General features: G+C 61.0%; 22 protein-coding genes. 10 read left to right on the plus strand and 12 right to left on the minus strand.

What is annotated here, in order from left to right; all coding sequences use genetic code 11:
* Position 1: 1 nt before the first annotated feature.
* The 5 genes from kdpB to DMP11_RS05695 all read right to left on the minus strand — a co-directional run bounded on the left by kdpB (position 2) and on the right by DMP11_RS05695 (position 6,482).
* On the minus strand, positions 2-2,086 hold the full coding sequence (gene kdpB, locus DMP11_RS05675) for a potassium-transporting ATPase subunit KdpB (protein ID WP_123185534.1): 2,085 nt from the start codon (positions 2,084-2,086) through the stop codon (positions 2-4).
* A 12-nt stretch (positions 2,087-2,098) separates the two neighbouring features.
* Positions 2,099-3,874, minus strand: coding sequence for a potassium-transporting ATPase subunit KdpA (kdpA, locus tag DMP11_RS05680; RefSeq protein WP_214647018.1), 1,776 nt, complete (start codon positions 3,872-3,874; stop codon positions 2,099-2,101).
* Positions 3,875-4,135: 261 nt separating this feature from the next.
* The gene (locus DMP11_RS05685; protein WP_214647017.1) at positions 4,136-5,275 is read right to left on the minus strand and encodes a DUF1648 domain-containing protein; all 1,140 of its coding nucleotides are present in this window, start codon (positions 5,273-5,275) and stop codon (positions 4,136-4,138) included.
* A gap of 43 nt (positions 5,276-5,318) precedes the next feature.
* Complete coding sequence (locus DMP11_RS05690) at positions 5,319-5,825, minus strand: GntR family transcriptional regulator (RefSeq protein WP_123185535.1); 507 nt, start codon at positions 5,823-5,825, stop codon at positions 5,319-5,321.
* 189 nt (positions 5,826-6,014) lie between these two features.
* A complete protein-coding gene (locus DMP11_RS05695; protein ID WP_123185536.1) occupies positions 6,015-6,482 on the minus strand; it encodes a zinc ribbon domain-containing protein in 468 nt (155 codons plus the stop codon).
* A 290-nt stretch (positions 6,483-6,772) separates the two neighbouring features.
* Here DMP11_RS05695 and DMP11_RS05700 point away from each other — a divergent pair, with 290 nt between their 5' ends.
* From DMP11_RS05700 to DMP11_RS05715, 4 genes are read left to right on the plus strand one after another with little or no spacing between them, the layout of a single operon-like run.
* Positions 6,773-7,300, plus strand: a complete 528-nt coding sequence (locus tag DMP11_RS05700; protein ID WP_235869407.1) for an RNA polymerase sigma factor — start codon at positions 6,773-6,775, stop codon at positions 7,298-7,300.
* Positions 7,297-8,127, plus strand: coding sequence for a hypothetical protein (locus DMP11_RS05705; RefSeq protein ID WP_123185538.1), 831 nt, complete (start codon positions 7,297-7,299; stop codon positions 8,125-8,127). The genes DMP11_RS05700 and DMP11_RS05705 overlap by 4 nt, the downstream gene beginning before the upstream one ends.
* Positions 8,128-8,157: 30 nt before the next feature.
* Positions 8,158-9,027: an ABC transporter ATP-binding protein gene (locus DMP11_RS05710; protein WP_123185539.1), complete on the plus strand. Its 870-nt coding sequence runs from the start codon at positions 8,158-8,160 to the stop codon at positions 9,025-9,027.
* Between the two features lie 27 nt (positions 9,028-9,054).
* Positions 9,055-10,335 carry an ABC transporter permease subunit gene (locus tag DMP11_RS05715; RefSeq protein WP_123185540.1) on the plus strand — a complete coding sequence of 427 codons (1,281 nt, stop codon included), beginning with the start codon at positions 9,055-9,057 and terminating at the stop codon, positions 10,333-10,335.
* 25 nt (positions 10,336-10,360) lie between these two features.
* Here DMP11_RS05715 and DMP11_RS05720 read toward each other — a convergent pair whose 3' ends face one another.
* Genes DMP11_RS05720 through DMP11_RS05730 form a run of 3 tightly spaced genes read right to left on the minus strand, consistent with a single transcriptional unit; the run spans position 10,361 to position 12,459 of the window.
* Positions 10,361-10,957 carry a carbonic anhydrase gene (locus tag DMP11_RS05720; RefSeq protein ID WP_123185541.1) on the minus strand — a complete coding sequence of 199 codons (597 nt, stop codon included), beginning with the start codon at positions 10,955-10,957 and terminating at the stop codon, positions 10,361-10,363.
* Between the two features lie 51 nt (positions 10,958-11,008).
* Positions 11,009-12,097, minus strand: coding sequence for a DUF1700 domain-containing protein (locus tag DMP11_RS05725; RefSeq protein WP_123185542.1), 1,089 nt, complete (start codon positions 12,095-12,097; stop codon positions 11,009-11,011).
* Between the two features lie 41 nt (positions 12,098-12,138).
* Positions 12,139-12,459, minus strand: a complete 321-nt coding sequence (locus tag DMP11_RS05730; protein ID WP_306811814.1) for a PadR family transcriptional regulator — start codon at positions 12,457-12,459, stop codon at positions 12,139-12,141.
* Positions 12,460-12,625: 166 nt separating this feature from the next.
* Here DMP11_RS05730 and DMP11_RS05735 point away from each other — a divergent pair, with 166 nt between their 5' ends.
* Positions 12,626-13,063, plus strand: coding sequence for a LytTR family DNA-binding domain-containing protein (locus DMP11_RS05735; protein WP_123185543.1), 438 nt, complete (start codon positions 12,626-12,628; stop codon positions 13,061-13,063).
* A gap of 28 nt (positions 13,064-13,091) precedes the next feature.
* Positions 13,092-13,523: a hypothetical protein gene (locus DMP11_RS05740; protein ID WP_123185544.1), complete on the plus strand. Its 432-nt coding sequence runs from the start codon at positions 13,092-13,094 to the stop codon at positions 13,521-13,523.
* On the opposite strand, the gene DMP11_RS05745 is transcribed toward DMP11_RS05740, so the two are convergent.
* From DMP11_RS05745 to DMP11_RS05760, 4 genes are all read right to left on the minus strand, one after another.
* Entirely contained in the window at positions 13,520-14,071 is a 552-nt protein-coding gene (locus tag DMP11_RS05745; protein ID WP_123185545.1) for a GNAT family N-acetyltransferase, read from the minus strand. The genes DMP11_RS05740 and DMP11_RS05745 overlap by 4 nt on opposite strands.
* A gap of 220 nt (positions 14,072-14,291) precedes the next feature.
* Positions 14,292-15,356 carry a VanZ family protein gene (locus DMP11_RS05750; protein ID WP_161555305.1) on the minus strand — a complete coding sequence of 355 codons (1,065 nt, stop codon included), beginning with the start codon at positions 15,354-15,356 and terminating at the stop codon, positions 14,292-14,294.
* Positions 15,357-15,691: 335 nt separating this feature from the next.
* On the minus strand, positions 15,692-16,195 hold the full coding sequence (locus tag DMP11_RS05755; RefSeq protein WP_214647016.1) for a hypothetical protein: 504 nt from the start codon (positions 16,193-16,195) through the stop codon (positions 15,692-15,694).
* A gap of 138 nt (positions 16,196-16,333) precedes the next feature.
* Positions 16,334-17,557, minus strand: coding sequence for a hypothetical protein (locus DMP11_RS05760; protein ID WP_148041094.1), 1,224 nt, complete (start codon positions 17,555-17,557; stop codon positions 16,334-16,336).
* Positions 17,558-17,836: 279 nt separating this feature from the next.
* Here DMP11_RS05760 and DMP11_RS05765 point away from each other — a divergent pair, with 279 nt between their 5' ends.
* From DMP11_RS05765 to DMP11_RS05780, 4 genes are read left to right on the plus strand one after another with little or no spacing between them, the layout of a single operon-like run.
* Positions 17,837-21,076 (plus strand): helicase-related protein, encoded by a 3,240-nt coding sequence (locus DMP11_RS05765; RefSeq protein WP_123185549.1) that lies wholly within the window; start codon positions 17,837-17,839, stop codon positions 21,074-21,076.
* Positions 21,073-21,702, plus strand: coding sequence for a DUF4391 domain-containing protein (locus tag DMP11_RS05770; protein WP_123185550.1), 630 nt, complete (start codon positions 21,073-21,075; stop codon positions 21,700-21,702). The genes DMP11_RS05765 and DMP11_RS05770 overlap by 4 nt, the downstream gene beginning before the upstream one ends.
* Positions 21,690-23,681: a site-specific DNA-methyltransferase gene (locus DMP11_RS05775; RefSeq protein WP_123185551.1), complete on the plus strand. Its 1,992-nt coding sequence runs from the start codon at positions 21,690-21,692 to the stop codon at positions 23,679-23,681. The genes DMP11_RS05770 and DMP11_RS05775 overlap by 13 nt, the downstream gene beginning before the upstream one ends.
* Positions 23,682-23,732: 51 nt before the next feature.
* The gene (locus DMP11_RS05780) at positions 23,733-26,864 is read left to right on the plus strand and encodes a restriction endonuclease (RefSeq protein ID WP_214647015.1); all 3,132 of its coding nucleotides are present in this window, start codon (positions 23,733-23,735) and stop codon (positions 26,862-26,864) included.

The raw sequence follows: 26,864 nt of genomic DNA on the forward strand, positions 1-26,864 counted from the left end.
CCTAAGCCACGCCTATCGCCACCAGCGCCATATCCAGCGCTTTGATGGCCACGAACGGCACTGCCACGCCCCCCAGCCCGTACAGGGCCAGGTTGCGCCCCAGCAGAGCGTTGGGGCTGCCTTCGCGGTACTTCACTCCGCGCAACGCCAGCGGTATCAGCGCCACAATGATCAAGGCGTTGTAGATGATGGCCGCCAACATGGCGCTGGCGGGCGACGCCAAGTGCATGATGTTCAGCGCCTCCAGCCCCGGGTACAGCGGCACCAACAGCGCCGGGATGACGGCGAAGTACTTGGCCAGGTCGTTGGCGATGGAGAAGGTGGTGAGGCTGCCGCGGGTCATCAGCATCTGCTTGCCAATGCGCACGATTTCAATCAGCTTGGTGGGCGACGAGTCCAAATCCACCATGTTGCCGGCCTCCTTGGCCGCCTGGGTACCGCTGTTCATGGCCACCGCCACGTCCGCCTGGGCCAGCGCCGGCGCGTCGTTGGTGCCGTCGCCGGTCATGGCCACCAAGTGCCCCTCTGCCTGATAGCGGCGGATGGCCTCCAGTTTCGCCTCCGGCGTGGCCTCGGCAATGAAGTCGTCCAGCCCCGCCTCGGCGGCGATGGCGGCGGCGGTAAGGGGGTTGTCGCCGGTCACCATCACGGTTTTGATGCCCATGGCGTGCAGGTCGGCGAAGTTCTCGCGAATGCCCGATTTGATGATGTCCTTCAGCTGGATAACTCCCAGCACCCGTCCGTCGCGGGCCACCACCAAAGGAGTGCCGCCTTCGCTGGCCACTTGGTTGGCCACCTGGGCGCACTGGTTGCTGAAAGTGCCGCCGCGGGCCTCCACATAGGCGCGCACCGCGTCGGCCGCCCCCTTGCGCAGCTCGTGACCGTCGAAATCCACGCCGCTCATGCGGGTGGCGGCGCTGAAGGGCACCACGGTGAAGCCGGCGCCGGTGAGGGTACGCTCGCGAATGCCGAAGCGCTCCTTCGCCAGCACCACCACGCTGCGTCCCTCGGGGGTCTCGTCCGCCAGGCTGGCCAGCTGGGCGGCATCGGCCAGCGCGCGCTCGTCAGCACCGTCCACCGGAATGAAGGCAGCTGCCTGGCGGTTACCCAGGGTGATGGTGCCGGTTTTGTCCAGCAGCAACACGTCCACATCGCCTGCCGCCTCCACGGCCCGTCCGCTCTTCGCCAGCACGTTGGCCTGGTTCAGGCGGCTCATGCCGGCGATGCCAATGGCAGAGAGCAGGGCACCGATGGTGGTGGGGGCCAGGCACACGAACAGCGCCACCAGGGAAGTGAGCCCCAGCGGGTTTTGGGCCCCCTGGCTTTGGGCCGAGAAGGCGCCGAAGCCGTACAGAGTCCAGGCCACCGCCAGAAACACCAGCGTCAGCGCGATGAGCAGCAGCTCCAGCGCCCGCTCGTTGGGGGTTTTCTTGCGGGCGGCGCTTTCCACCATGGCGATCATCTGGTCAAGGAAGCTGTGGCCCGCCTCGGCGGTCACCCGGGCCACCAGCCAATCGGATAGCACCGTGGTGCCGCCGGTAAGGGCCGAGCGGTCGCCGCCGGATTCGCGCACCACCGGGGCAGATTCGCCAGTGATGGCACTTTCGTCAACCGATGCGGCCCCCAGCAGTATCTCACCGTCGGCCGGCACTTGGCCGCCAGCGCTCACCAGGTACAGCTGGCCGCGCTTCAGTTGCGAAGAGCTGACAGCCCGCGCCGCGCCGGCCAAAAGCGCCGCAGCCTCTTCCGGCTCGGCCTCGGCCGCTTGGGCCAGCGTCGCCTCGTCCACCACCTGCGCCTCCACATCGCGCTTGGCGCTGCGCAGGGCGTCCGCCTGGGCCTTGCCCCGGCCCTCCGCCAGCGCTTCGGCAAAATTGCCGAACAGCACCGTGGCCCACAGCACTCCGCAGATAGCGGCGATGTAGCCGCTGGGGGCGTCGGAGATGCCGAACCACGACAGCACCAGCAGCACGGTGGTGAGCGCCGCCGACACATACACCATGAACATCACCGGGTTGGCCGCCTGCGCCCGCGGCGCTAGTTTGGCGAAGGAATCGCGAATTGCGCGTTTGAACAGGGAATCCATTGTGCGCCTCCTTTAGGCAACCGCCACGGCCACCGGCCCCAAGGCCAGCGCCGGCACCAGCGTCAACGCGCCCACCAGCAAAATAATCACCATCAAAAGCATCGTGAACAGCACGCCGGACGCGGAAAGGGCCCCTACTCCCGCTGCCACCGGCCGCAGCGCCGCCATGCGGCCCGCCAGCATCACTGCGCAGGCCAGCGGGATTAGCCGTCCCAGCAGCATCTCCACTCCCAGCACGCCGTTGGCCCACGGGGCGTCGGCCACGAAGCCGCTCAGGGCCGAACCGTTGTTGGCGCCGGCCGAAACCGCAGCGTACAGCAGGTTCGAAAAGCCGAGCGCCCCCGTTCCCCCGGCCGCCCCCTGGGCCGCCGGCACCAGCACCAGCACTGCGGCGCCCGCCAACATCACCAGCGCCGGGGCCATCACCATCACCACCGCCAGGCGCATCTCGGCCGGGCCGATTTTCTTCCCCAGGTACTCGGGAGCGCGGCCGATCATCAGGCTGGCAATGAACACCGTCAGCACCACAAAGCCCAGCAGACTGGCCAGCCCCGTGCCGGCGCCGCCGCCCACCACTTCGCCAAGGCCCATCAGCACCAGCGGCACCACTTGCCCCAGCGGAGTGAACCCGGCCAGCGATCCGTTGGAAGAGCCATTGGCGGCCGCCGTGGTGAACGCCGCCCACAGGGCCGTTTCCCCTGCGCCGATGCGGGTTTCCTTCCCTTCCATATTGCCGGCCGACTGCTCGAAGCCGCCGGTGTACACGGCACCGTTTGCCAGCAGCTGCTGGGTGGCGGAGTACTCGGCTGCGGTAACAGCCACGATGGCCACCGCCAGAAGCGCCAGCACCGCCGCCATAAGGGCCCGGCTTTGGCGCCGGTCGCCCACCATGCGGCCGAAGCAGAAGATGAGCGTGAGCGGCAGCAGCATGATGGCCGCACACTGCAGCAGATTCGTGAGCGGGGTGGGATTTTCCAGCGCCGATGCCGAGTTGGCGCCGTTGAAGCCGCCGCCGTTGGTGCCCAGCTGTTTGATGGCCACCTGCGATGCCTGCGGCCCCAGCGGCACCACCGCTTCCGTTACCTGCTGCACCGCATCGGGGCTGTCAGCGTCCACGATGTTGCCCTGTTCGTCCAGCCCCACCGGCTCTAGCAGCTGCACCGTTTCATAGGGCTCAAGGGTTTGGGGAGTGCCCTGGGCCACGCCAATCACAGCCCCCACTAGGGCCAAGGGCAGCAGCACGTACAGCACCGCCCGCACCACGTCCATAAAGAAGTTGCCCAGGCCGGCCCCCTGCCCCTGCGCTATGCCGCGCATCAGGGCAAACGCCACCGCAATGCCGATGGCCGGCGACAAGAAATTCTGCACCGCCAGCCCCACCGCCTGCGAGAAATAGCTGAGATGCGTCTCCCCCGCCACCGGCTGCCAGTCGGTGTTGGTGGCGAAGCTCACCGCCAGGTTGAACGCCGTATCGGGGGCCAAGCCGGAAAACCCTTCCGGGTTCGCCGGAAGCACCCCTTGGGCCAGCAGGATGGCGAACAGCCCTGCCGCCCCCACCAACGTGAGAGCCACCGCTCCCACCAGGTAGCGCTTCCAGCCCATGGACTCCTGCGGCTTGATGCGCAAAAGCCGGCCGCAACCCCGCTCCAGCGGCCCCAGCACGCGGCGCGCCACACAGGGGGCGCCCTCCATCGCCGCCACCACGTAGGCGGAAAACGGCAGCGCCACCGCCACCAGCAGCGCCACCAGCACCGCCGCCTCGAACAGCGAAATCACCAACGGGCTCATCGCCGATCACCGTCTTTCAAGAGCAGCACCGCCAGGTAGCCCATCGCAATCACGCCCAGCGCGCCCACGATTGCCGTTGCCACAGCCATGGCCCTTCCTTTCTCCGGGGCCCCGCAGGGCCTTTGAACCGATGGAAGCAAGGCTATGGCAAGTGGGTTTAATGCGCCGTTAAGGTTGGCGGCGCCACGTTAAGACGGCATAAAGAAACCGCCCCGGCACAGGGCGCCGGGGCGGCAGGAGAAAGGCAGCGACAGGGCATACTTAGGTTGCCACCAGGCAAAACACGATGAATGCCACTATCAGCAGCACCAGGGCGGCCAGTATGGTCCACACGGCGGGACGGGCGAAGTTCACCGTCCAGCCAATGCCGAACCGCTCCGGCAAAAACAGGCTGGCGTCTTCGCGGTTGAAATAAAAAATACCCAGCTTCCAATGGGAGTCGTCGTCGCGCAGAAGCCCGTCGCCACCATCTACCCGGGTCAGCAGCCGAGCGCCGTTCTGGCCGTACACTAAATTCACCGCCGTTGATGCCACAATTATCACGAAGACGATCGGCAACACCGCCAGCGCTGCATCGAAGATGGACAGCACTCCCACCATGGCCAGCTGCAGCAGGATGCCCACCGCCCCCACCAGCACCAGCCCCATCGCCACCAGCAAGATGGATTGGGCGCGGGCGAACATGCCGTAGGCCCAAGCGCTCGCGGCCGGCATCGAGGGGTCGGTGGCCTTTTTGGAGCGCAGGATCATCCACTGGTTGAACGTGAATATCACGGCCATGAACAGGCAGAACAGCACCGGAAACAGCACCAGGACGAAGGATTTTTCGGCGTAGTGGACAATTTGCCCGTCCATCCCGATGTTCATGGGGATCTTCTCAGGCATCGTGGGGTAGCCAACTATGCCCAGCGCCAGAACGAAGAGGATGAAGGGGATGTACGCCAGCGCCCATTTCAGCGACAACGGTTTGGGGAAGTCCTCGGGGCCGGCGAAGCCCACGCGGCGCACTGCCTCCGCCTGCCAGCCCTGGGCTTTTTTGTAGGCCTGCACCTGCTGGCGGAAACGCAGCATCGGCAGATAGCCGCCCAAGCTGATGGCCAGCAGCCCCACGGTGAGAAGCACAATGAACACCGGCGCCGCGCCCCACGCCAGCACAGCCGCCAGCGCAACCGAAAGTAGGGCCGTTGCCGCCAGCACCCAAACAAGAAACCGCCTTTTCAAGCCCTTGAGGTAGGGGTCTTGCTGGGCGGTGTCGGGCACGGTTACGGCAAAGCACTCCCGCTTGGGCATCAGGTACGGGGTAAGCGCCATCATGATGCCCACCACCGGCACCAGCGCCCACAGCATCCACGTCAGGGCCTGGATGACGGCCACCCCTTGGTCGCTTCCGAAAAATGGCATAGCTATCCATGCCTCCTCTCATAAGGGAACAGTGAGAAAGGGTTTAAGCCAGCGCCCCTTCGGCACCGGTCGGCGCCTTTGCCGCAGCGCGAGCAGGGGCTCTACGCTTCTCAGCAACAGCCTCTTTGCGCTTTTCGGCAGCGGAGGCCTCCTCGGGCATCATGCCATAAGCGCGAGCCGCCTGGGCCGCCGCCGCTTCCAGAAACTCGCCCCGCGTGCCGCCGCGGGCCCGGTGGGCAAGCGCCATCTTGAATAGGGCGTCTTCCATCTTGGACTGCTCGACCTGAGCAATATCGGCACGGTCGGCATCCAGTGGGCTTGCCACCACCGCCCCCGCACGGCCTTTCATATATATGTAGCCCTCGTCCCGCAGCACCGCATAGGCCTTGTTCACGGTATGCAGGTTGATGCCCAAATCGGCCGCCAAAGCGCGCACCGAAGGCAAGCTCATACCCGGCTCCAACTGCCCTTGGGCAATACCGCTCACCACCTGATCGCGAATCTGCCGGTACAGGGGAACGGGCAGCGTATCATCCACGCTCATCAACATAACGGCCTCCTCAACTTCGCTTCGCCCATAGCCCATTCTGTAATAGCGTCAGTATAATAAAATTGTTCTACTGTGTCTATAACAGAGATCAGTTTTTCGCAATACGAAAATCGCCCGGACGAGTATCCTCGCCCGGGCGATGCCAAATATTCGGAAACCCTCAGCAGCAAGTCCTACCGCCCTCCGGGGCTACTGCTGCGCGTGCGCATCCTCCCAGCGTTGCAGGTGGGGCAGCAGGGTGCCCATGAGGGAAACCGCCTCTTCCCGCGTTACCCCCAAAGCGTCCGCCTCCAGCTGGGCCGTGGCCTCGATGAACTCATCCATATCCACGTTCTTTGCCGTGAACTCACCATCCTGGTAGCACCACTTGCAATAGTGCTCGCTCACAGTGCCGTCCGCCTCGGTGCCGTGCAGCTCCGGCTGCGAAATGGGCATCGAGCAGCACTGGCAATAATAATCCTTGGGCATCTCGAAGAAGCGCTCCAGCGGCACCCCGTAGGTGACGCAAATCAGCTTCACCATATCGATGCCGGGCGAAGTCTCCCCCGTCTCCCAGCGGCTCACCGCCTGGCGCGTCACATACAAATCGCGGGCAACCTGCTGCTGGGTGAGCCCCTTTTCGGTGCGGATGGAAGTGATCACGTCGCTCATGGCCATGGATGGCTCCTTTCTTCGCCGGCGCGGTACGCGCATCTGCGGCGGATTGATTGCGGTTGGTACCGTCGATTATGGCCCTGCGCCAAGCCCCCATCAAGCAACACCCTGTTGCGCACCACAGCGGGCCGCCCCTCAGTGGGCCCACTATACCACTGCGCCGCCGCAGCACGGCGAAGGGAACAACAGCACTGCCGCTAGGGAATAATTACGAAAATATGCCGCACAAAACCCGCGCGCCTTCGTTTACCCCCTTTGAAGGCGCCTTGCAAGAACGAGAAGAACGGAAACCCGTGGCAGGAAGTTGGCAGTCAGAAAGCAGCGACGACGCTGCCGTGGTGGAACAATGCTACGGCGATGTGCTGGCCTATTGCCGTCGCCATGGCCCGCGGGGCAGCGCGGAAGACTTGGCTCAGGAGGTGTTCTTGCGCTTCGCCCGCCAAAGCACTTACCGCGACCGCGGCACCGCGAAGGCGTACCTGCTGGCCATAGCCCGCAACCTGTGCATCGACGCCGGCCGCAGCGCGGGCCGAGCGCCCTTGCCCGTCGATCCGTCCGGCGAAGAGGTGGCCGCCATCGCCGACCCCCGCAACCCCATCGGCGATTGGGAGCTTTCCCAGGCCCTCGCCGCCCTGGACGCCCAATCGCGGGAAGTGCTGGAACTCCGCTACGACCAGGGGCTTTCCGCAGCTGAGATGGCACAGGTGCTGGAAGTGAGCCGCTTTTCCGCCCACCGAAGGCTCAAACGGGCGCTTGAGCAATTGAGGCAACAGCTGCTGCCGGCAGACAGCAGCGCCACCGAAGAAAGGAGCCCTCGATGACCAGCTTTCCGCGTCCCCGCGCGGCCGAGCAGCTAGAAGCGCGGCTGCGTGCACACTACGCCGCCCAAAGGACCGATGGCCGCCCCCGCGGCAGCGCCATCGGCGACGAGCAGCGGCTGCGGCAATTGGCGGCCCTCATGGCCCAAGAGCGGCAAGGGGCCGCAGCAACGCCCCGCCCCATGGGGTTCGTCGCCTTTGTGGCCTCCCAGGTGCGCTTCGTGCCCCGCTGGACCTGGATTGTGCAGGCGGCCCTCATGGCCCTGGCACTGCTGCTGGCCACCGGGGCGCAATCGGCTCAAGCGGTTGCCATGGGCACCAGCCTCATCGGTGGCGCCGCCGCACTGGCGGGGCTGCCCTCCCTCTTGGCCAGCAAGTCTTTCAACACCGCCGAGCTGGAGTGCGCTTGCTATTTCGACTGCGCCGGGGCCACGGCCGCACGGCTCATCGTCATTGGCTGCTCCGATGCCCTTGTGCTGGGGTGCGCGGCCCTGTGCATCCCTCTTCTGGGGGCCCTGTCCCTTTTGGAAGTGCTGCTGCACCTATGCCCGCCCTTCTTCGCCGGCGCCGCCGGATGCCTGCTCATCGCCCGCCGCGCCCGGCCTGCCAACACCCTGCCCTGGGCCCTCTGCTGGACCGCCATCGTGCTGGCCTGCGCCTACGGGTTTGCCGCCGTTGCCCCCGTCGCTTACGAAGGCACCTCGATTGCGGTTTGGGGATGCGCCGCACTGGCCGCCGCCCTGTGGCTGGCGCGCGAGGCCTACCTGCTGCTGGACTGCGCTGCCCGCGGCCTCGACGCCCTGAAAGCCACTGCCTCCCCCGTCTGGTAAGCCCCTCTAACACGAAGGAGATCCACCACCATGGAACTGACCCTCGACCGCCTGTCCAAACAATTTGGCGAAAAAATAGCCGTAGACCGGGTGTCAGCCACCCTCACCCCCGGCGTGTACGGCCTGCTGGGCGCAAATGGCGCCGGCAAAACCACCCTCATGCGCATGCTGTGCGACGTGCTGCGCCCTACCTCCGGCCAGATTGCCCTCAACGGCCGCAGCGTGCGGGCACTGGGGGCCGAATACCGTTCTCACCTGGGATACCTGCCGCAAGACTTCGGCTATTACCCCGAATTCACCGCTCTTGACTTCATGGGGTACATGGCGGCGCTCAAAGGCATTCCCGCCTCCGTCTCCCGCCGCCGCAGCCTGGAGCTGCTGGACGCCGTGGGGCTGCGCGACATGGCAAAGCGGCGCATCAAAACCTTTTCCGGAGGCATGAAGCAGCGGCTGGGCATCGCCCAGGCCATGCTCAATCAGCCGGGAATCTTGGTGCTGGACGAGCCTACCGCCGGCCTCGACCCTAAAGAGCGGGTGCGGTTCCGCAACCTTATCGCCAGCTTCGCCCAGGACAAAATCGTCGTCCTGTCCACCCACATCGTGTCCGATGTGGAATCCATCGCCGACGAGGTGATTGTGATGCGGGCCGGCTCGTTCATCATGCGGGGCCACCCTGAAACCATCGTCTCCGCCTTGGAGGGAAAAGTGTGGGAATGCGTCGCCGACGCCCGCGAAGCAGCGGCGCTGGAGTCGCGGTTCATCGTGGCCAACGCCCATTACACCCCCGACGGCCGCAACGCCCTGCGCGTCATCGCCGACCGTTGCCCCACGCCTTCGGCCACCCCCCTGCGCCCCACCCTGGAAGACGTGTACCTCCACGTGTTTCGCGACGAGCTGTAACCCGCCCCGCTGCAGAAAGGATGTTCCATGAGAAGCCTCATATGCTTCGAGCTGAAGAAGATTATCACCCGCAAGTCCACCTGGGTTTCCGCCGTCGCCCTTTACGCCCTGCTGTGCGTGCTGATGGCGGCCAACATACTGCAAGCGGTGGCTTACGACAACGAAACCGGCCAACGCTACAGCGGCCTGACCGCCATCAACTACGAGAAAAGCATCGTTAAGCCCCACGCCGGGCTGCTCACGCCGCAGCTCATTAGCGAGGAAATAACGGGCTACCAGCAGGAGGCCTTCGCCACCGTTTCGCCGCAAGAGGTGGTAGACCTGTCCAGCGCCGCCGCCTACGACCTGATGGAGGAGCTGCTGCCTGCCGCCGAATGCGCCCGGCTGCAAAGCCCCTACTACGGGTACCTGCTGTCTCCCTGGGCCCAAAACGGGTCCGGAGCATTCCAAACGGCCGCCCGCATGCAGCTGGACGGCACCGACCCCTCCACCTTTTACGAGGCGCTGCAGGCCAAAACCCTCCGGCAGCTGGACGCCGGCCTCGACCCCTCCTCTGCCGCGCCGCTGACCAACGCCGAATACGATTTCTGGAAGCAAAAGGTGGAGGCCCTGCCCACCCCCTTCGAGTACGGTTACGCCGGCGGCTGGCAAGATTTGCTGAACTGCCTGAGCTTCCTGGTGTTCGGCATGCTTGCCATCTGCATTGGCCTCACCCCCGTTTTCTGCGGGGAGTACGCCGCCCGCACCGATGCCGTTCTGCTGGCCACCCGCTACGGGCGTACGCGGTTGATTGCGGCGAAGGTGGCGGCCTCACTGCTGTTCGCCACCGCCTATTACCTGCTGTATGCGGCCACTATAGCGGGGATCATCTTGGCCTGCTACGGCACCGACGGGGCCCATTTGCCCATCCAGGTGCTGGTGAGCACCTCCCCTTACAACATCACCGTTTCTCAGGCGGTTTGGCTGGGCATGGGCGTGAGCTACGTTATGACGCTGGGGTTCACCGGGCTCACGCTGCTGCTCTCTTCCCGGCTGCGCTCGCAAGTGGCGGTGTTCGCCATCGATGCCTGCCTGCTGCTGATCACCGGCTTCGTGGGCACCAGTGCGAAGGGGCTGCTGCTGAAGCTGTTCTCCCTGTTCCCCATCAACGGGCTGAGCGTGGGAGTGTTAGCTAAGAACTTCCTCTCCTACTCCGCGGGGCCACTGGTGCTTGAGCCCGCCACGGCCATCGCCCTCACCTGGTTTGTGGCGGCGGCGGCCAGCATCGCTGCGGCGGCCCTCATCTTCCGTCGCCACCAGGTGGCATAAGGGCCGGGGCGTGGCCGGGCGAGGATTACAGGAAATCTACCACGCCGCAGTGGGTGTGGTAGATGGCTCCCGCCAGTTGCAGGGCGCCCGCTTCTTCCAGCTGGCGCAGCGCCGGCTGGGCCCGCAGCTCATCCAAAGCCGCCTGCACGTTGAGGAGGCTGGCTTCGTAGGGGTCGGCGGCGCCGGCCACCACTTCGGCGATGAGGTTGGTCACCGCGGCCACCGGCCCCGCTTCGCCGTCCAGCGCCGCCTTGATGGCGCCGCAGTGGGTGTGCCCCAGCACCAGCAGCAACCGGGTGTGCAGGTGCTCGCAGGCGTAAATGGCGCTGGCGGCCTCGATGGGGCCCACCACGTTTCCCGCCACGCGGATGACGAATAGCTCCCCCAGGCCGGCCATGAAAATGTGCTCCGGCACCACGCGGGAGTCGGCGCAGGTGATTACCGTGGCGAAGGGCTGCTGGCCGTTCTCGAACAAATCTTGGATGCGCTCGGGCGACAGGTCGCGCTTGTGGTCCAGCGCCTCCACGTAAATGCGGTTGCCCTCCTTGAGGCGCGCCATGGCCGCCTCGGGCCCCACGTGGGAATCGCCGTCGAAATCGTCTGCCGTGTAGTTCACCGTCATGAAACGTGCCTTCCTTTGGATTGGATCGCGAAACGCGTGAGGCGTGCTGCTTTAAAAATACCGCGCGAACAGGCCGTAAGGCGAGAACAGCAGCCGCTCGGGGCTTTCCACCTGTGCGCCGCCCAAATACATTTTGCCCTCAGTGTACACCGACGTCAGAAACACCCGCCAGTCGAAACCGGACGAGATGAAACCGGCGAGCACGCACACGAGCCCGGCCAGCAACAACACGAGGCACGCCCTGAAGAAGAGGCTGCCACCCGAGCGGCCCGCTGCAGCCACCGGCGGAACCCCGCCATCGGGTACCGCAGCGGTCGGCTGCCCGCCTGCGGACGATGCGGAGCCGAAAGTGCCGGGCACGCCTTCATCTGCGCACCCGTCGGCCGCGCAATCCGCGCTCTTCTTTCGCGCACGTCTTTTCCCGAAGCCATGCAGCGAAACCTCCACGTTCTCCTTCTGCCACTTCCACAGCGCCCGGGTGAGGGCCAACGCGTCCCGCAGCACCCACATGCCGCCGCCGAAAAGGAAAAGGGCGTAGCCGAGGTTGACCAGGCTATAGGGCCCGCTGCCAATTTGCAGCCCCCATATGGCGAACACGATGGCCACTGGCGCAGACAGCACGAAGGCGCCGCCCACAATCCAAACGCAGCCCACCAGCACCCAGACCACCAGCAAAAGCGCGAAAGCCACGATGAGCAGCGCCAGGGCGACGGCCGCAACGGCCACCAAGACCGACAGCCAAAGAGGGCTGGAAACCACAACGGCCACCCATTCGAGCGGCGAGAGCCGTCGGCTTTTCAGGCGCCCGAAGAAGCCGCGGGGATTGTGCTTCGCGCCGTCTTCACCGGTCAGGTTGCCGTACGCCTCGGCCACCTCTTCGAAGACGACCTCGTTGAAGGCATGCGACGTTCCGCCGCCCTCCCCTTCCCGGGCCTTCAGCTCGGAAATCTTTTCGGAAAGAATCGCCTTGGCCGCTTCAGCGGGCGTGGGGGCCAAAGCCACCGCCTCTTCCTCCGTTGCGCCCTCGTCCATCCGGTCGGCAATGGCTTCCAGATAAAATCCAACCGCCTCTTCGCGTTCTGCCTCCGGCAGGCACTCCACCAGCGCCGACAGCTGCTCTTTGTATTCCCGTGAATTCATACTTGCTCCGAATCCTGCGCTTTCCCAATACCCCACGGGCTTCACGCGCCCCGGGTTGCCCTTTCCACGAAATCAAACACCTCGTCGATTTCCTTTTTGTCGTTGGCGAACTCCGCCAAAAAAGCGCGTCCGGCCTCGGTGAGCGAATAGTATTTCCGCAGCCGCCCGTTGTGCTCGGCCTTGCGCACCTTGATTAGCTTTCTGCTCTCAAGCCGCTTCAGCAGCGGGTACAGAGTGGACTCGCTGATGCCGATTGACGCGGGCACGTCTTTGATGATTTGGTAGCCGTAAGACTCCCCTTGCGCCATGGCGGCCAGCACGCAGGCGTCCAGAAAGCCTCGCTTCATTTGCGTATCCATCATACCTCCTGGCGCGGCATACTATATGTTACATAGTATGTTGTCAAGGGAGATTTGCATCGCTAACACCAAGTGCAACTCGAACCCCTCCTCTTGCAACTAGGGCCAGCTGCCCTTGAGGCGCAGCGGATCCTTCTCCATACTGTTCGCCGACAAGGAAGGAGAAGCCGTGAAACTTGACGTGAAGGAAGACCCGGCGCTGGACGACGTTGAGGTGCGCATCCGCTGCCCCCGCATCGACCGTCGAGTGCGGCGAATCATCGAGGCGGCGGAGATTGAGGACCTGCGGCTGGTGGCCCAGGAGGGCGGCTTTCTGCGGGTGGTGGCGGCGGACGCGGTGCTGTACGCCGAAACCGTGGATGCCAAGACGTTTCTCTACACCGCCGACAAGGTGCTGGAAACCGGCTTGAGCCTGAGCGAGCTGGAAGAGCATTTGCAGGACACCGAATTCGTGCGGGCCACACGGCAGATGCTGGTGAATCTGGCTCACGTGCAGGGGCTGCGGCCCTACCTGAACGCGCGGCTGGAGCTAGCGCTGAGCAATGGCGAGCGGGTGGTGGCATCGCGGCAGTTCTCGCCGGACATCAAGAAGCGCATCGGCCTGTAGCGGCGATGCCAGAAGAAAGGATGCAATCATGAGTCAATTCGCAAAGCAGATCGTTGTTTCCACCTGCGTAATGTTCACCCTGTTCATGGCGGTGAGCAGCGTGGCGGTAATTATCGCCACCGGGCCCCAGTACGGCCTGGTGATGACCCTCACCCTGCTGCTGGCCTCGGGGCTGTTCGCGGTGCTGCGGGGACTGTGGTTCACCGACCGGGTTATTCGGAAACTGACCTACCCGCTGCGCATTTTGGGATTCGGCATCACCGGGTTCGTATCGCTGGCGGCATGCGCCCTGCTGGGCGGATGGTTTCCGATGGACAACCCCTGGGCCTGGGGCAGCTTTGCCGCCATCTTCCTGATCACCCTGGGGGCGTTTTGCCTGGGATATCAGATTTATTTCCGCAAAACCGTGGGCAATTTTGACGCCGCCCTGCGCCAGTATCACCAGAAGATGGGCCGCTAGGGCCGCGGCAGTTCGCTCCAGTGCTCCTTAGTCAGACGGGAGAAGCTCGCGGCGCGCACGTCCCCCATCAGCTCGCAGGGCACGTTCTCTTCCCTGTGATGGAAGATGAAACCGCACTTCTCCATTACGCGTTTGGACTGGGCATTTGCGTTGTCGCACACGCACCAGAGCGCCTGCAGGCCCAGGTCGGCGAAGGCGCGGCGGATGAGGGCGCGCGAGGCCTCAGGGATGTAGCCGCGCCCCCAATGGGGCTTGCCCACCCAGTAACCCAACTCCGCCTCGCCGGCAGCAAGCGGCCGCGTGCCGGCGGCGCCGAACAGCAGCCCCACGCTGCCGATGGGCTCCCCCGACTCCTTCAGCACCACCGCGTAGGTTTCGGGGGCCGAAAGCACGTCGCGGATAATCTCCCGGCTGTTCTCCACGCTGGTGTGGGGCGGCCAGCCGGCAATGGGCCCGATGGCTGGGTCCTGCGCATAGCGGAAAAGCGCCTCGGCATCGGCCTCTTCCCAAGGCCGCAGCAACAACCGCTCCGTCTCCAATCGCGTCATCACAGCTCCTTAAGATACGCGAGCTCATCCATCGTGAAGGTGTCGTAGCCTTCGTAGCGATAGCTGGCATTTTGCTTGCGCTCGATTGTAATCGAAATGCTGCGTGAATCATGGGCGCGCGAGGTGAGCGCCCCGAGGTTCTGACAGCCGCAACTTGATTTCTGGAACGACCGTAACGAGGCCCTTGCCCAACAATTACGAGCCGAAAAGAGTCTACGGATTATTGGAGAGTAACGGCCGCGGGGATGTCCTCGGCAGCCTCGGCGCCCTCCGGGCCTTGCGCGGCCCGTCCGCCTTCGCCCGTCGCGGCACTAATGGCGGGAATGAAGTCGTAGGGCATCTGACGGGCCACCAGGTAAAACACCGCAAGCGCAGGCGCCGCAAACAGCGGATACCGCAACACGAGCAACAGCGCGGCCGCCCGCAGCGCATAGAAGGCGGCGCGCGCAGGGCCGGTGCGCTTGCACGTTTCGCACGACATGCGGTAAAACATGCCCGCCGGGGTGCTGCCGTCCCGCAGCCAAGGGACAACCACTTCCACCACCACGAAAGCGGCCCCATAGCAAGTCACCCATACGATATTGTTAACCTGCACCAGCAGATTGTCGTCGAAAGCATCGCCCATCAGCATTCTCAGTCCGATCACCACCATAAGGCGCGGCACCACCGCGCACACATCGATGATCATGGCATCCGTCCATAAAGCAACCGCGCGGCGAACGAGGCCCGGGCGGTGCGTCACAGGCGGCATCACCGCTTCCTCGCGCCGGGTCAGCCTCACGGCCAGATGCCCCAGCCCCCAGCCCACCACGCCGCCGAGAGTATTCCAGAGAATGTCGTCCACATCGAAGGTGCGAAATGCGAAGGGATACGCCCCGAACAACCCCGTGAGCTGCGCCGTTTCGATGAGGCAGGTTGCGAAGAGCGAGAGCGCCAGGGCAAGCGGGAACTTCAGCTTCAAAAGGGTGCGCGCGATGAAGCCGAGCGGGACGAAGAGCACAACGTTGAACAGAACTTGGAGCGCAGCCTTCAAGCCGCCCTCCATGATGTCGCCGATGGAGTTCAGCGGCACCCACTGCGGGGGCATGCCGTATGTGATGCCGGGCCCCGAATCGCCCGTAGGCAGCGGGTACAAAGTGAAGCACACGAGGCCGGCGGCGTAAAGGATGCTCGCGTACACGGCGAACACCGTTGCGAGGGACAGCCACCCATCGCGCCGGTAGAGCCCCATCAGCACGGGAACGCTGAGCAGCAGCGACAGCAACGGCCATAGCAAAACGGCCACATCGAAACTTCCGCTGAAACTAGCTATATACCCATTGATGACTGCACCCATAATCGAAAAGAGTACCACAAAGGCGCCGGCCCGCAAGACGCGCAGCGCTACCCTGCGGGCAAGGCCGATGCCTATAACCGTGCTTCGGCATCGCGGGCGACCTCGCGGGGAGAACGCCCGAAGCTTTTGACCTGCGGCGCGATGATTGGAGCCGGAGCTTCCGGCAGAAGCGCCAACGCTGAAACCGCACGGCACTGCCGACAACGGACTACCCGACAACCCCAACGCGAAACCGCAACGTGCCAAGATATCCTTGCGGAGAAGGCCGCAGATCCGGAAAGGGGCTACAGGTCCACCGAGAAGACCTCGGTTTGGTTGACGAGGTCGAGAGCGAGCTGCAGGGCGGAAATCTCGTCCGCGACAGCGCGGTAGTCCGCTTCGGCTTGAGCGGGATCGTAGTTCGCATAGCGGTATTCGATTTGCCCGGAGCCGCCGAGGTAGCGGTCGCTCAGCCGCTCTTTCGGCTGGCGAGAGGCAAGCTCGTTCAGGCGATCTTTGCGGCCGGAGAGCTGGGCGAGCAGGATAAGGGCCTCATCGATGGTGATGCCCTGGTCGGGCAGCGTGGTGTGCATGTTGAAGCGATGCAGGGCGTGGCGGATTGTCCGCGCCTCGGCATCGAGCTGCGCCACGCGTTCGCGCACGGCGCCATAGTCGTAGGCGGGCGGCTCGGCCGTCTCCCCTTCCGCGAGCACAAAGGTGCTTACCTCCTGCTCGCTTCGCAGCAGCCAATCCTTCTCATCCTGCAACCGCCGCAGGTACTTATTAGCACTAGCCGATGTGAATTCCACAGGCCCATCCTTCTCGCACCGCCAACACAACGCGCCCACCATACCAGCCCACGCGACTGGCGCGCATTAGGCAAGAGGGTTCGATTGGAGATTGATACTTTTGGGCTTTTCGGAACCATCTACGAATCAACGGAGGTTTTACGAAAGGGGCAACAAGTATACGTTCTCTCCATCCGTAGCGAGCTGGTGCGAGTGATTGTGCAGGTCGTTCACCGCCTCCAAACTTTGTTTGAACGGAAGGATATCGGGGGCTTTCGCGCGCTGTAGCTTCTCCATGAGGGCACGCGTTTGATCCTCGTTGAAATTGCCGACCCCCTTGCCCGCTTCCTCAAGGGCCCCATCAACGGGAGTCAGGTCGCCCAGGGGCGTCTGCTTGATAAGGGCTCCTAGTCCAGCGAATGCCGCAGACACGCCCCCAAGCACCACCGCATCGGCCGAGGCCTTCGAGCTCTCCTCGGTGGCGTTGTAACACTCGGTGTACAGCTTGCGATACTCGTTTCCATGGTCACTAATTTTTGTCGCTACTGCATTCAGATTTGCCTCGTCGAAGTTCTCGCTCAGCATAGGCTCCAGGAAAGCTGCGAACGAATACGTATAGGTTGCCAGCTGATACTCTTTCAGTCGATCAAGCACCTCATCGAGTCGACCGCCTACGGCCAGGCGCAATTCTACAGGGCCTTTCTCGTTCACTTTGGCTCTTATCTGCGCGCGGAGATGGATGATGGCCTGCTCGGATTCCTGCTTGATATCAACAACTTTCATATGGGCATTCTGGCGCCAGATATCGTTGTTCCAGTTATAGCGATACGCCTCAAGCACGTCTTCGAGCGTCTTCACGTTACCCCGCAGCTCAGCCTTATCTTTCTGGCGCATGTACTCGAACATCTCGTTGACGGTATCCTGGATGGCATCAAGCTTCTGGTTGATCTGTGCAAGCGCAGCCGCCATGAAGAGCATCGTCGGGTCATAGGGCATCGTGGCAACGGATTGGATAGAACCCGAATCGATTGTCTGAAAACGAGCCTGCTGCAACCCCAAGTCTGGTTCGTTGTAAGAACCAATTAGCCTACCGACACTTTTATTGAGACGCGATATGTCGAGAAGATTTCCGGCCTTATCTGTGGCCTGCAACAAAGTAGGCATATTGATCGTCGTCGTAACAGATCGAAACATTGCCGGAAGCGAACCGAGCCCAACACCCAAAGCCGCCATCTGGCCCAACGGGAGCTTGAAAGCATCAGCAACATCAACCTCAATATCCGTCGCAGCTAGATGGATGTCGGCAATCGACAGCCGCCTTCGAATCTGATCGGCATCCGCAATGGCTCCCTCCAGATTAGTATCACAATCGGTCATTTTCACCTCTCGCGCCTCGGAGTTACCACGTCTTCAGCGGCATCATACCCATTTGCTCTTTGGCCGTCATCCTTGACAACTCAAGTCCAAAATGGCGCAATTCGGAAGCAGGGTCCCAACAGATTGCAGAAACTGCTTTTCCGTGACAAGCGAACCATCACTGCCAGCCGCCCGAGGAGACATTCTTGTTGTGCGCTTAGAAAGCGCGAAGGACGAACCGATGCTTCTTTAGGTAAAATTGCAACAAACTTAGAGAATGTCATACTCTCTATCTAGCGAGGGCAGATGGAACCGAAGTTTTTCGACAACAAGCTCAGCATAGTCAAAGACGACCTCGTCCAGACGATCGAGGGCGGAGACTCGCTCGCAGTAGCGGCCGCCACCTTCTCGATGTACGCCTACCAGGAGCTCAAAGAGCAGCTCGACGGGCTGGACGATTTCAGGTTCATATTCACCTCGCAGGCGTTCACCCAGAGCAAGGCACCGAAGGAGAAGCGGGAGTTCTACATCCCGAGACTCAACCGCGAGCAGAGCCTTTTCGGCACCGACCTTGAGATACGCCTCAGAAACGAGCTCACGCAGAAGGCGATCGCCCAGGAGTGCGCCAACTGGATCCGCGCGAAGGCCACCTTCAAGTCATTCGACGGCGAGGAGGGCATGGGAATCACAGCACTGACCGTGAGCAAGGACGACGACACCGTCGCGTACATGCCCTTCAACGCGTTCACCACCTCCGAGCTCGGAACCGAGCGCAGCCATTCGAGCTACGGCGTCATAACCCGCCAGGAGCCTGCGACGTCCAGGATGCTGCTTGAGACGCTCGACAAGGCATGGGACGACCCTGCGCTTGTGGATGTGACGGAGGCCGTCATCGACAGCATCCAAACGATGTACCAGGAGAACGCGCCTGAGCTCATCTACTACATGGCGCTCTACCGCATCTTCAACGAGTTCCTAGGCGACATATCCGAGGACGTGCTCCCTGACGATCGCGTTGGATTCCGCGAGAGCCTCATCTGGAACAAGCTCTACGACTTCCAAGGCGACGCCGCTCTCGCGATCATCAACAAGCTGGAGACCTATCAGGGCTGCATCCTGGCCGACAGCGTCGGCCTCGGCAAGACGTTCACGGCGCTCGCCGTGATCAAGTACTACGAGAGCCGGAACAGAAACGTGCTTGTGCTCTGCCCGAAGAAGCTCAAGGACAACTGGCTCACCTACAGAAGCAACCTCGTGAACAACCCAATAGCCGGGGATCAGCTCCGCTACGACGTGCTCTATCACACGGATCTCTCGCGCACGAGAGGGACATCCGAGACCGGACTTCCCATCGGTCAGATCAACTGGGGCAACTACGACCTCGTCGTCATAGACGAGTCGCACAACTTCCGAAACGGAGGGGATTCCGCCTCCAAGAGCGAGGACAAGGAGAATCGCTATCAGAAGCTCATGGAGCGCGTCATCAAGCAAGGCGTGAAGACTAAGGTGCTCATGCTCTCGGCCACCCCCGTGAACAACCGCTTCCGCGACCTACGCAACCAGCTCGCGCTCGCCTATGCGGGCGACGAGAGCACGTGGGAGGGAAAGCTCCGCATCAACGGTAGCATCGAGGACGTCTTCGCGAACGCTCAGCGCGCCTTCACCCAATGGACGAAGCTGCCGCCGGACCTGCGTACCACAGACGCTCTCACCCACATGCTCGACTTCGACTTCTTCGAGGTGCTGGACCAGGTGACCGTGGCGCGCAGCCGAAAGCATATCCAGCGCTACTACGACATGGCGGCCATCGGCCCCTTCCCCAGGCGCAACAAGCCGATATCCAAGCGTCCGAGCCTCTCAACCGAGAGCGGCACCATCAACTACCGCGAGATCTACGACCAGCTGGAGAGCCTGCTGCTATCCGTCTACGTGCCCTCGCAGTACCTGCATCCGAGCAAGGTATCCAAGTATGCCGACGGTGAGACGAACCTGACAATGGCAGGGCGCGAGATCGGCGTGCGAAAGCTCATGACCGCGAACCTCCTGAAGCGCCTGGAGAGCAGCGTCCACTCGTTCAAGCTCACGTTGGAGCGCGTCCGCAAGAACATGCAGGACACGCTGTCCCGCATCGACGACTACAAGCTCCAGAAGGCCGAGGGCTTCAAGGTCTCGGACATGGAGGGCTTCGATGCCTTCGACTTCGACATCGACGATGATGAGGAGATGTCCTTCGAGGTGGGCAACGCCACCAAGTTCGACCTCGCCGACATGGACTGGCTCTCCTGGGAGCGCGACATCGTGTCGGACGTCGAGAACATCGACATCCTGCTGTCCATGATCGAGGACATCGGGCCAGAGCGCGATGCCAAGCTCGTCGAGCTAAAGGAGCAGATAAGGCAGAAGGCGGAGAACCCCATCAACCCAGGGAACAAGAAGATCATCATCTTCACCGCCTTCGCCGACACCGCAGAGTACCTCTTCGAGCACGTGTCCAAGTTCGCCAAGGACGGGCTCGGCATCGAGACCGCCATGGTAACGGGAAGCGGCAGCGGCAGGAGCACGGTCGAGAAGCTTCCCTCAGACATGACGACGCTACTCGCGTGCTTCAGCCCGGTGTCGAAGGAGCGCGAGGCAACCGCGCCGGATTACGAGGGTGCCGATATAGACATCCTCATAGCCACGGACTGCATCTCCGAGGGCCAGAACCTGCAAGATTGCGACTACCTCATAAATTACGACATCCACTGGAACCCGGTGCGCATCGTCCAGCGATTCGGGCGCATCGACCGCATCGGCTCCACCAATGACGTGATTCAGCTCGTGAACTACTGGCCGGATGTGGAGCTCGACGAGTACATACAGCTGAAGGAGCGCGTAGAGGAGCGCATGCGCATAACCGTGCTCACTTCCACAGGCGACGACGACTACATCAACGAGGAGGAGAAGGGCGACCTTGAGTACCGCGAGCGCCAGCTCCGCCAGATGCAAGAGGAGGTCGTGGACCTTGAGGACGTGACGGGCGGCGTGTCCATCACGGACCTCGGCCTCAACGACTTCCGAATGGACCTCGTCGGCTACTACAAGGACAACCCCGACATCGACCGCCTCCCGAGCGGACTGCACGGCGTCGTCAAGGGCGTTGAGCCAGGCATAATCTTCGTGCTTCGCAACGTGAACCAGGATGTGAACATCCTGGGGCGTAACCAGCTCCATCCGTTCTATCTCGTCAACATCGGAGCTGATGGTTCGGTCATCGAGGGGCACCTCTCCCCGAAGGACGTGCTCGACACCATGCGGCTGCTCTGTCGAGGCAAGGACGTACCTGATGACGCGCTCTGCAGGGCGTTCAACAAGAAGACGAAAAACGGCAAGGACATGAGATGGGCATCCAGGCTGCTTGTTGACGCGATAGCCTCCATCGTTGAATCGAAGGCCCAAGGCGATGTTGACAGTTTCTTCTCCTCGGGTGTCTCCACCTTCTTGGAGAATGACATCAACGGATTGGACGACTTCGAGCTCATCTGCTTTTTGGTGGTGAACGAATGATCCAACTCCCTTCCACCACGCGTGTCGACAGGAGGCTCCCGAAGGAGGATTTCTATCGTAGGCTGAAGCTTACCGGCAAGCAGCGCGACGCCTTCGTCAACCAGATCGAGAGCATAACCATCGCAAACTCCGTGAAGCCCTCGACCATGCGAGTGTCCGACGGTGCGGAGACTCACGAGATCTTCGTAATCGACCTTGCGCTCAAGGAGTCGTGCGTCCCAGCCTTGGTCATCGAGACGATCGCAAAGGCGAACCCCCACAAGATCCTTTTCAGGAGCGAGTTCGGAAACGAGGAAGTTTTGTCGGTCTACCGACAAGGCAAGGAATGGCACACCGACTGGGTTCCGACCGAACTCGAAAGTATCTCGATTCGAGAAGACAACCTCGATGCAATCTGGGACGGGATATGTGCCGAGGTCATCTTCGGAAACCCCGCCATAAAGGACGTCGACGGAGAGCTGAAGAAGCGCCAGAAGCTCAAGAGCCTGGACGAGGAGATAGCGAAGCTGGAGCGCGCCCATGGCAAAGAGAGGCAGCTGGGAAAGCGAAACGAGCTGTTCAGAAAATTGCAGGAAGCACGAAGCGAGCGAGAAGCCGTGCTGAAAGGATGGACATGGAAAAGATAGACACCAGGACACCGGATCTTACCGAAGAGAACATCAAGAAGCTCATCGAACTCTTCCCGCAAGTCGCCACAGAGGTTGAAGGAGATGAGGGGCAGATCGAGAGAGCGGTCGACTTCGACGCACTGCGTGATCTACTGGGGGACGTCGCCGAGGGTCAGCGCGAGCGCTACCAGTTCACCTGGCCGGGCAAGCGTGAGGCGAAAGCAGAGGCACGCCGTCCGATTGACAAGACGATGATTCCCTGTCCTGAGAAAAGCGTCGATTGGGATACGACCGAGAACCTCTACATCGAGGGCGATAATCTCGATGCGTTAAAGCTTCTCAAAGAGACCTATGCAGGCAAGATCAAGTTCATATACATCGATCCACCTTACAACACGGGGAATGACTTTATCTATGATGACGATTTCACGATTTCAAAAGAGAATTATGAAGGCGGCGAAGTTTCTGTGGAAGGACGCCTTGTGGCGAACCCAGACAGCAATGGCCGTTTTCACTCCGATTGGTGCTCAATGATATACCCGAGACTACTGATTTCTAGGGACCTTTTGACCTCAGACGGCCTTATCATTGTCAGCATTGACGACAATGAAATGCACAACTTGAGAAAGATGTGTTCAGAGATCTATGGTGACGACAATTTTATTGCCGAATTGGTATGGGAGAAAAAGAAAAAAGGGTCATTTCTTGCAAAATCAATTACAACTATCAAAGAATACCTGCTGGTATATGCGAAAAACCGATCTTCTTCGGTAAGCCTAATTAGCGACATTAATACTGATACCGAAACCTATCCATGCGTAAATGCTCCAAATCCCAGGGAAATAAGGCGGATTCCAGCTGGAATCGAGAGCAAGTACAAGGAAAAGAACTTTTTCTTGTCCGAAGGATCCGAAATATCAGACACGACGATGAGTTTGGTTCTCCATTCAGATTTAGTAATCAACGATGGGGTCCTAGCTGAGGATTTGGTTATCGAAGGAAATTGGAGATACTCTCAAGAAATGATGACCCAGTTCGCGTTGAATAAGGAACTGTATTTGACCAGGGACCTGTATCTCCGCCGTATTGTAAACGACGCTCGGTTAAAACCGCTGAAAGACATTCTCCCCAGAGTTGGCGAACAAGAAGCAGGAGCCCGAGGTGGCAGTATCGACCTAGATAAGTTGTCTAATTCAGGCTGGGGTTCTAACGAAGATGCAGACGAAGAGCTCCGACTACTCTTTGGCGTCCAGAGGCTTCTGGACTATCCAAAACCCGTTCGCTTGATTTTGAAGCTCCTCGCTTCAATTAGGGATCAAGATTGCACAGTCTTGGACTTCTTCTCCGGCTCAGCAACGACAGCAGAGGCCGTTATGCGTCTTAACTATTTAGATGGTGGCAATAGGAAGTTCATATTGGTGCAACTTCCCGAAGAAACAAAGACAGATTCTGTTGCAAACAAAGCAGGCTACACCACGATCGTGGAAATCGGCGAAGAGCGTATTCGTCGGGCAGGAGCGAAGATTGTTGAGGAGAGTGACGAAAAACACTCGCAGTTGGAGCTGGGCTCCGAACCTAAACCAGTCCCCGACATCGGTTTTCGTGTTCTCCGAATCGACTCGTCGAACTTCAAGGACACACATCTAACTCCAGGACAAGCCGACCAGGCATCCCTCCTTGACGCTATCGATAACGTGAAAAACGGTCGCACAGCTGAAGATATTCTGTTCCAGGTGCTACCTGCTTTCCGCATCCCGTATTCGGCGCATATCGAGAAACTCGACATCAATGGCAAAAAGGTCTTCGACGTCAATCATGGTCAGTTGCTCGCATGCTTCGATGCCGATGTGACCAACGACATCATTGAGGAGATTGCGCGGCGCAAACCTTCCTATGCTGTGATGCGCGACCTGTCCTTTAAGGACGATTCGGCTGCAGCTAATTTCGAGGAGCTCTTCAAAACCTTCAGTCCCGACACCATCCGCCGGGTGATCTAGATGCAGTTCAAGTTCAAGATACAGCCATACCAAACGGCTGCAGCAGACGCGGTGACCGCTGTGTTCGAGGGTCAGCGAAGAGTTGAGCTGCTGTCGTATATGCGCGACATCGGCAAAGTCAGACTTAAGGAATCGCTCCGGCAGAAGAGCGCCGGTCAATTTAGCCTTGGTGCGGAATTGTCGGAGTCCATGGGCTACGGCAACGCGCCGCTCTCCATCAATGCGCAGGAGCTTCTGCGCAATATCAACCGTGTGCAATCACGAAACCAGCTGGAAGAGTCGTTGGAGCTGTCCTGCGACATCGGAGCCTGCCAGCTGGATGTGGAGATGGAAACTGGTACCGGTAAGACCTATGTCTACACCAAGACCATGTTCGAGCTCAACCGCCTCTACGGATGGACGAAGTTCATCATCGTGGTACCTTCCATCGCCATCCGCGAGGGCGTAAACAAGAGCCTCCAGAGCACCGAGCAGCACTTCTTCGAGCAATACGAGCGCTCGATCCGCTACTTCATCTACGACTCCGACAGGTTGAACGAGTTGGATGCATACTCGCAGAGCGCTGACATCAACGTAATGATCATCAACATGCAGGCATTCAACTCCTCCATGAAGGAGGGAGCCAACAATAAGGCGGCCCGCATCATCTTCGACGAGCGAGACGACTTCGGGAGCCGCCGCCCCATCGACGTCATAGCAGCCAACAACCCCATCGTCATCGTCGACGAGCCCCAGAAGATGGGCAAGAAGAACTCTGCCACCTGGAAGGGCATCGAGCGGTTCAATCCGCTGTTCGTGCTGAACTACTCGGCGACCCACCGTGAGAAGCACAACATGGTGTACGCGCTGGACGCCCTGGACGCATTTAACGAGAAGCTGGTCAAGCGCATTGAAGTGAAGGGCTTCGAGCTCAAGAACATGCGCGGCACCGACGGCTACCTCTATCTCAAGGACATCATCGTCTCCAAGAACAAGGCCCCTGTGGCCGTGGTCGAGTTCAAGGCAATGTCGGCCGGAGGCAAGGTGGTCAAGAAGACCATGCGCTTCAACGAAGGCGACAGCATCTACGACGCCACCGGGGACATCCGCCTTGAGGCCTACCGCGACTACGTGATCGCGTCGGGCAACGACGGCATCGTGCCCGATCAGGACGGTCGCATCGGCTACGTACGGTTCCTCAACGGCGAGGTGCTCCAACGAGGCGTGGTTTACGGCGACTCGGCCGAGGACGACATGCGCCGCGTGCAGATCCGAGAGACCATCGCCTCCCACCTACAGAAGGAGGAGGCTCTCTTCTACCGAGGCATCAAGTGCCTATCGCTCTTCTTCATAGACGAGGTGGCAAAGTACAGGGACATCTCCGGCAACGGGGAGACCGTGGGCTACGGCAAGGTTTTCGAGGAGGAGTACGAGCGCGCCGTCGAGGAGCGCCTCTCCAACCCGACCCTAGACGACGAGCGCGAGCGAGCCTACCTCGACTACCTGAGGCGCGATACGGCGCATGCCGTACACTCCGGCTACTTCAGCATCGACAAGAAGGGCAATGCGATCGAGAGCTCCGAGAAGAAGGCCGAGCAGACAGACGGTTTGGGCGCGAATGACGAGAACGCCCAGCGCGCCTACGATCTGATCCTGAAGGACAAGGAGCGACTGCTCTCCTTTGAGGAGCCTGTGCGGTTCATCTTCAGTCACTCTGCCCTTCGCGAAGGATGGGACAACCCGAACATCTTCCAGATCTGCACGCTCAAGAGCTCCGGTTCCGAGACCGGCAAGCGCCAGGAGGTGGGACGAGGACTGCGCCTCTGCGTGGACCAGAAGGGCGAGCGTCAGGACGCAATGTATCTGGGCACCCGCGACGTGCACAATGTGAACGTGCTCACCGTAGTGGCTTCCGAGAGCTACTCGTCGTTCGTGGACGCCCTGCAGAAGGACATCAAGGCGGAGCTTCGCGACCGCCCGACCGTCGTAGAGATGGACTTCTTCGCAGGACGCCAGGTCACACTTCCCAACACTGGCGAGACCGTGACGTTCAGTGAGCGCGAGTCCAAGGAGCTCTACAAGTGCCTCATCAAGGGCGACTTCCTCGACGACAACGACCGCCCGTCGTGTAAGTTCCGCGAGGGAGGCTTCTTCGAGTATGCCATCGTGAATCTGCCCGAGGACATGCGCGAGGAGCCGAAGCTCCAAGCCGCCGAGCTGCTCGTAAGGAGCGCCTACGATCCGAGCGCGCTCTCCGCCATGATCACCGACGGCAATGTACCCAAGATCACGAGAAACGCGCTCAACGACAACTACTACAGGCGCGAGTTCCAGGAGCTCTGGAAGAGGATAAACAAGAAACACGCCTACACGGTGTCGTTCGACGACGAGGAACTAATCCGAAAGGCTGTGACTGCAATCGATGCGAACCTTCAGGTGAGCGAGCTGTCCTACACGATCACTACGGGAACTCAAAAAGAAACTGCGAAGCGCGAGGACATAGAGGACAGGACTCACTTCAAGACCAAGAGCGCGGAAAGCAGGGCACTTGAGCTTGACGAACGCATTGACGTCACCTATGACCTAGTCGGTGAGGTGGCTCAAGCGGCCAAGGTCACGCGACGCACAGCAGCGACTATCCTCTCGCGCATTAGCCCCTTAAAGTACTCTCTCTACAAGCGGAACCCTGAGGAGTTCATCAAGAAGGCCAGCTCCATCATCGTGGACGAGAAGGCGACAACGGTCATCGACCATGTCTCTTACCACCAAATCGACGAGGAGTTCGACACCAACATCTTCACCGAGCGCATGCCTGAAAACATTTCCAAGGCACTCAAGGCCCAGAAGAACATCCAGGATTACGTGTTCTTCGACAGCCAGAAGGAAAAGGAGTTCGCTGAAGCGATGGATGTAGCCACCGAAGTCTGTGTCTATGCCAAGATGCCGCGTACATTCACGATACCGACACCTGTTGGCGAGTACGCACCCGACTGGGCGATTGCCTTCAACGAGGGTGCTGTCCGGCACATCTACTTCATTGCGGAGACCAAGGGCACCATGGATTCGATGGAATTGAGCACGGTGGAGCAGACGAAGATCGCGTGCGCTAAGAAGGTTTTCAACGAGCTATCGACCTCGCAAGTTCGATACCACGAAGTATCTACCTATGATGAGCTGCTCACAGTAATCCAAGGAGTGGAGTAG

It is taken from the genome of Parvibacter caecicola (assembly GCF_003725335.1).
Taxonomy (GTDB): domain Bacteria; phylum Actinomycetota; class Coriobacteriia; order Coriobacteriales; family Eggerthellaceae; genus Parvibacter; species Parvibacter caecicola.

Bases quoted from the DNA above. Each gene is read 5' to 3' on its own strand.
- DMP11_RS05770 (WP_123185550.1), top strand. From the start codon at position 21,073: ATGATCCAACTCCCTTCCACCACGCGTGTCGACAGGAGGCTCCCGAAG.
- DMP11_RS05715 (WP_123185540.1), top strand. From the start codon at position 9,055: ATGAGAAGCCTCATATGCTTCGAGCTGAAGAAGATTATCACCCGCAAG.
- kdpB (WP_123185534.1), bottom strand. From the start codon at position 2,086: ATGGATTCCCTGTTCAAACGCGCAATTCGCGATTCCTTCGCCAAACTA.
- DMP11_RS05775 (WP_123185551.1), top strand. From the start codon at position 21,690: ATGGAAAAGATAGACACCAGGACACCGGATCTTACCGAAGAGAACATC.
- DMP11_RS05745 (WP_123185545.1), bottom strand. From the start codon at position 14,071: ATGACGCGATTGGAGACGGAGCGGTTGTTGCTGCGGCCTTGGGAAGAG.
- DMP11_RS05730 (WP_306811814.1), bottom strand. From the start codon at position 12,459: ATGATGGATACGCAAATGAAGCGAGGCTTTCTGGACGCCTGCGTGCTG.
- kdpA (WP_214647018.1), bottom strand. From the start codon at position 3,874: ATGAGCCCGTTGGTGATTTCGCTGTTCGAGGCGGCGGTGCTGGTGGCG.
- DMP11_RS05710 (WP_123185539.1), top strand. From the start codon at position 8,158: ATGGAACTGACCCTCGACCGCCTGTCCAAACAATTTGGCGAAAAAATA.
- DMP11_RS05705 (WP_123185538.1), top strand. From the start codon at position 7,297: ATGACCAGCTTTCCGCGTCCCCGCGCGGCCGAGCAGCTAGAAGCGCGG.
- DMP11_RS05740 (WP_123185544.1), top strand. From the start codon at position 13,092: ATGAGTCAATTCGCAAAGCAGATCGTTGTTTCCACCTGCGTAATGTTC.
- DMP11_RS05765 (WP_123185549.1), top strand. From the start codon at position 17,837: ATGGAACCGAAGTTTTTCGACAACAAGCTCAGCATAGTCAAAGACGAC.
- DMP11_RS05725 (WP_123185542.1), bottom strand. From the start codon at position 12,097: ATGAATTCACGGGAATACAAAGAGCAGCTGTCGGCGCTGGTGGAGTGC.
- DMP11_RS05720 (WP_123185541.1), bottom strand. From the start codon at position 10,957: ATGACGGTGAACTACACGGCAGACGATTTCGACGGCGATTCCCACGTG.
- DMP11_RS05690 (WP_123185535.1), bottom strand. From the start codon at position 5,825: ATGTTGATGAGCGTGGATGATACGCTGCCCGTTCCCCTGTACCGGCAG.
- DMP11_RS05685 (WP_214647017.1), bottom strand. From the start codon at position 5,275: ATGCCATTTTTCGGAAGCGACCAAGGGGTGGCCGTCATCCAGGCCCTG.
- DMP11_RS05695 (WP_123185536.1), bottom strand. From the start codon at position 6,482: ATGGCCATGAGCGACGTGATCACTTCCATCCGCACCGAAAAGGGGCTC.